Source organism: Camelimonas fluminis (assembly GCF_014656355.1).
GTDB classification, from domain to species: Bacteria; Pseudomonadota; Alphaproteobacteria; order Rhizobiales; family Beijerinckiaceae; genus Camelimonas; species Camelimonas fluminis.
The window spans coordinates 1-4,181 of the sequence record NZ_BNCG01000090.1; the positions used below are offsets into that span (position 1 = coordinate 1).

Below are 4,181 nucleotides of genomic sequence, written 5' to 3' on the forward strand. Positions count from 1 at the left end.
AAGGTTCATCCTCCGTTCGACCTTAGCGTACGATTTTGAGCAGCTCTTGTTCTGGCCCCAGTTTAGGTCGCCGCTAACATCCATCAGGAAATAAACAGCGTTCTCATCCCTGTACATTCTCGCGGTCATAGGCCTGCTGCGCTGCTCCTTACCGTTCCACGTCGTGAACATGCAGACCTTGATATCGTTCGCCAGTTCCCAGACGCGGTCGGTAACCTCGGCCGGACTCATTTTCTCGTGCTGATGCTCTTTCATTTCACTACTCCCTCTACGGGTGAACCCGACAGATGGAAGGGAGTTCCGGAAGCCTAAGTGATGGTAGGGGCACCATTTTCTGAACAGCCAGGCAACCTGCTTCCGACCTGAGCCATTTTTTGGCTCGGGCGCGTCCCGAAGCGCGCGCCAGCGATACTTAACGCTGCTGAGCTCGTCCAGGAGCCTATCTAGCGCTTCTGCTCCTGGGTATCAGCGGAGAGGTAAGTCAAAAAATCACGCCTGGCCAACGTTTCTTGAACAACGCGGGGGTTGGCGTCGATCAGCGACAGCAGCACGCGGGCCGGTCCTCCGGGCTTCTGGCGCCCCTGCTCCCAGTTTCTGAGCGTGACGGTTGAAATGCCAATGTGGGTGGAGAATTCGGCCTCCGACAGGCTGGTTTTCCGGCGGACGCTGACAACGTCAATTTCTTCGGGGATATGGACGCACAAGTCGTCAACTCGCTCGCCGCGAGCATAAGCATGCGCCTCCTTCATACCTTGGACCAGACCCTGAAAATCAGCGTCTTTCATCAGCGTTGTCCCTTCCGGAAATCGTCTGTTCCCGCCATCAGCAGCCACCTCAGGCCGCGCGCTTACCAGCCGCTTCGGCCAGAGCCTGTTCCGCCCATTCGTTGAGGCTTTTCCCGCTCAGTTCAGCGGCAATCGCCGCCCTGGCGTGAACCTCCGGAGAGATCCGGAACATCACCCTTCCTGAATAGGGCTTCTGAGGGCTTTTCCCTGCCTTTGCGCAGGTTTCGACATAATCGTCCACGGCCTCGTGAAAAGCTGCCTTCAGGCTCTCTACCGTATCGGCATGGAAACCCACGACATCGCTGATGCCGGCAATCCGTCCGGTGAAAATTTCGTCATCCGGGTCAAACTCGATGCGAGCCTGATACCCATTGTAGGTCATGGCGCTCATGGTGTGATCCCCAATAGCTTGAGATAGTCGCGTGCATCGCGCACCTGATAACGTTTGGCTTCCTTGTCCGGGTGAGGACGGTGAAAGGCAGCGATATGGCCATCCTTCACGAATTTGACCCGAGAGCCGGAGCCTTCGACCACCTCGCATCCAGCAGCCACGAGAAGCGTCTCAATGGCGATCCATTCTATGCTCCCGGAAGTCGGGTCTTTGAAAATGGCCGCCAGCGTCTTTCGGTGCTTGCTGTTCATGCTAGCGTGATACCTCCCATGAACGATGAGTGCAAGCGTAATGTGCTAGCGAAACAAGTGCTATAGCGTCGCACTGCTACACAACTCTGGTTCCATGGTGCTGCCCGTTCCGCCATAGGCTCAATTAGTGCGATCCCATGTCCATTTTGGTCGCGACCGATCACCCTTCTCCAAGTTCGAAGAGCCTTTTTTATTGGTCGTATCCGTGGGGTTCGAAAATTTGAACCCTCCTGGTTGAGGCTGTGCACGCAAGGACAACGGCGACGATTTCGGGCCGCGCTTGATCCACGCCACCCATTCCCGGCTGACAATGCGGACAACGTTTGGCAGGTTCCTTTCTCCCCGCCGCCGCCGTTCCTGAACCGTAACAAGCCCCAGTGAAGCTGCCTGACGAATGGCAGACTGAACCATGCTCCGGGAGACGCCGGCGCGCGCCGCGATTTCGGCAATGGTAATCAAGCAGGCGCCCCGGTCGCGCACCTCGTCGCCCAAGACACGGAGAACCGCGAGCTGTCCGATTGTGAACCGCGCCGCGAGCCTCGGAGGAAGCGGCCCAGAGGCTGCCAGCGCTCGCCGGCGCGATATAGACGCCCTTCTGTCTGTCGGGATCTGCGCCTTGCGGACCGGGAAGATGGACTGGCGGCCGGGCGGGATGCCGATGGGCTTGATAGTTCCCCGGACATTCGACTTCCTGGCACTCAGTTGCTCGGCCAGCGATTGCGCCCCGTCGTCACTGACGGCGCCTGCGGCGTAACCCTGCCAGATGATGTGAGAAAGCCTGTCCAGACGGGACAGGGTCCGCGCGCCATCTATGGCGGCGGATAGCCGTTCTGCAAACATGATGACCCCCGTATCGGGGTCGCGTCAGCGCAAAGCATATCGATGCCAAAAACGACGTTCTCAGCTTGACACGGCCAGCGTGTCATGAGAGCGTCCAACCATGTTCGGGGGCGGGACGCTCTCTATCGATTTTAAAGGCCTCTAGGGTTGCCGCCCTGGGGGCCTTTGCTTTTTCAGATCACTGTTGCGACCAGTTCACTCCTGAAAAACAATGGCGAATCCCGTCGCCAGCCTGCCATTCGGGGGGCTGCCAACGATTCTGTCAAACGCTCGCTCATTTACGGCGCCATACAGCTGCAGCATTACGCGGCTATAGCGCGGCAGTTATGCCGGCCGATCCTGCTGCATCTGCTCCTTCAGGACCTCAACGCCCGGGTGCCCATGGTTGCGCAGAACGTTGTCGATCCCTTCCATGATCAGGTCATGGATTTTCTGGTCGGTGACATACGCAATCTCCCGGATCTTCATGTAGACCGGCCGCGGGAGATAAACGGACGTGTGAACGATGTTCGGGCGCGGTTTCCGGCCGGCTGGCTTCTTCTCTTCCGCCTCTGCCGCCGGCGCGTCGCCAGCGTCGATGGACAATGAGTCAATGAGCGAAGGACGCTTGGCCATTACGCTTCCTTTCTCGTTTTGCGGTTGATCCAGTTCCAGAGGGTGCGGACTTCACTCGCCGCTTTCCCTTCTGGCGCGTATTCGGTGACACCCTGCCCCGTCGCCAGTGCGTCCTGATGGTCGGCGCGTTGAGTAAGCGGGGGATCGGCAAGAACGCCAAAAATGGACAGGCCCTTGGCAGCTTCCGTCGAGCGGGAGCTGCGACCTGGCGGGCACTGGTTCAACACGAATGCGAACCGGTCTTTCATGCCAAGGCGCATAAGAGCTTCGATGGTCGGAAGTGTCGCCTTCAGGTCGAGGCTGGATGGCCGGGCCGGAATAAGGGCAAGATCCGCAGCCTTCATCGCGAGGTTGCCTGCAGTGCTTTCAACGCCCGCCGTGTCGAGAAGGGCCAGCGTGTAACCCTGCTTTTCGAGCGCGGCGAGAATAGTCGGCAGCTTCACCATCTGCTCGGCCGTTGGCTTGTCCACGGCCACAGCGTCAGTGTCGCGCAACTCGGCCCAGCTGGCCAGCGACCCTTGCGGGTCCAGATCCAGAGCAACGACCTTCTCGCCGGCCTCCATGGCCGCAACGGCAAGCGACGCCGTGATTGTGGTTTTTCCTGCCCCACCCTTTTGGGTAACGAGCGCGATTGTGCGCATGAACCTCTCCGAATCTCAGGAAACCACTACACCGCTCATACGTTAAAGCATCATTGACGGACAACGTGACGCCGCTGCAACGCCACATATGTAAAGTGCGATAGCGCCGTAGCATTACACCATTGTCCCGGCCGGACGGCGCAATGAGGGGAAGCCTGATGCAACCAAAACTTGAGCAATCAACGGTGGTTATAACGGGTGCATCCAGTGGCTTTGGCCGGGGAGCAGCACTCAAGCTCGCCTCGCTGGGAGCCAAGGTAATCATTTCGGCGCGGCGCATGGACGTGCTGGAAGAAGTCGCTGGAGAGGCAACTTCGAAAGGCGGGTTTGTCATCCCCGTTCAGGGTGACGTCAGCAACCCAACCAACGCGACCAAATTAATGCGGGAAGCGTTAGGCGTCTCCAGAGCGGTGGACATCTGGATCAACAATGTGGGTGTCGGGGCCTTGGGATTCTTTTGGGATATTCCCATCGAGGATCACAGACGCCTCGTTGATGTGAATCTCACCGGGCTGATCTATGGCTCACATGCAGCGGTCAACCAGTTTCGCCTTCAGAACCACGGCATCCTGATAAATTTGGGATCCGTCGATAGCGAGTATGGCGCGACAATCTGGATGCGACGCGCGCGACAATCAGTGTGAGATTCTACGTCGCG

General features: G+C 58.5%; 8 protein-coding genes. 1 reads left to right on the plus strand and 7 read right to left on the minus strand.

Annotated elements, in window-relative coordinates:
- The 7 genes from IE243_RS22205 to IE243_RS22235 form a co-directional block, all read right to left on the minus strand.
- The coding region (locus IE243_RS22205) for a pyridoxamine 5'-phosphate oxidase family protein (RefSeq protein WP_191321474.1) at window positions 1-255 on the minus strand (255 nt) is incomplete at its 3' end.
- Window positions 256-443: 188 nt separating this feature from the next.
- Window positions 444-785 (minus strand): helix-turn-helix domain-containing protein, encoded by a 342-nt coding sequence (locus tag IE243_RS22210; protein WP_191321475.1) that lies wholly within the window; start codon window positions 783-785, stop codon window positions 444-446.
- A 49-nt stretch (window positions 786-834) separates the two neighbouring features.
- Window positions 835-1,176, minus strand: a complete 342-nt coding sequence (locus tag IE243_RS22215) for a type II toxin-antitoxin system HicB family antitoxin (RefSeq protein ID WP_191321476.1) — start codon at window positions 1,174-1,176, stop codon at window positions 835-837.
- Window positions 1,173-1,427 carry a type II toxin-antitoxin system HicA family toxin gene (locus IE243_RS22220; protein WP_191321477.1) on the minus strand — a complete coding sequence of 85 codons (255 nt, stop codon included), beginning with the start codon at window positions 1,425-1,427 and terminating at the stop codon, window positions 1,173-1,175. Before IE243_RS22220 ends, IE243_RS22215 begins: the two co-directional genes overlap by 4 nt.
- 120 nt (window positions 1,428-1,547) lie before the next feature.
- Complete coding sequence (locus IE243_RS22225) at window positions 1,548-2,267, minus strand: LexA family transcriptional regulator (RefSeq protein WP_191321478.1); 720 nt, start codon at window positions 2,265-2,267, stop codon at window positions 1,548-1,550.
- 324 nt (window positions 2,268-2,591) lie between these two features.
- Entirely contained in the window at window positions 2,592-2,882 is a 291-nt protein-coding gene (locus IE243_RS22230; RefSeq protein WP_191321479.1) for a hypothetical protein, read from the minus strand.
- Window positions 2,882-3,523, minus strand: a complete 642-nt coding sequence (locus IE243_RS22235; RefSeq protein WP_191321480.1) for a nucleotide-binding protein — start codon at window positions 3,521-3,523, stop codon at window positions 2,882-2,884. The genes IE243_RS22230 and IE243_RS22235 overlap by 1 nt, the downstream gene beginning before the upstream one ends.
- A 158-nt stretch (window positions 3,524-3,681) precedes the next feature.
- Between IE243_RS22235 and IE243_RS22240 the strand changes: the two genes are divergently transcribed.
- A complete protein-coding gene (locus IE243_RS22240) occupies window positions 3,682-4,167 on the plus strand; it encodes an SDR family NAD(P)-dependent oxidoreductase (protein ID WP_191321481.1) in 486 nt (161 codons plus the stop codon).
- Window positions 4,168-4,181 lie beyond the last annotated feature (14 nt).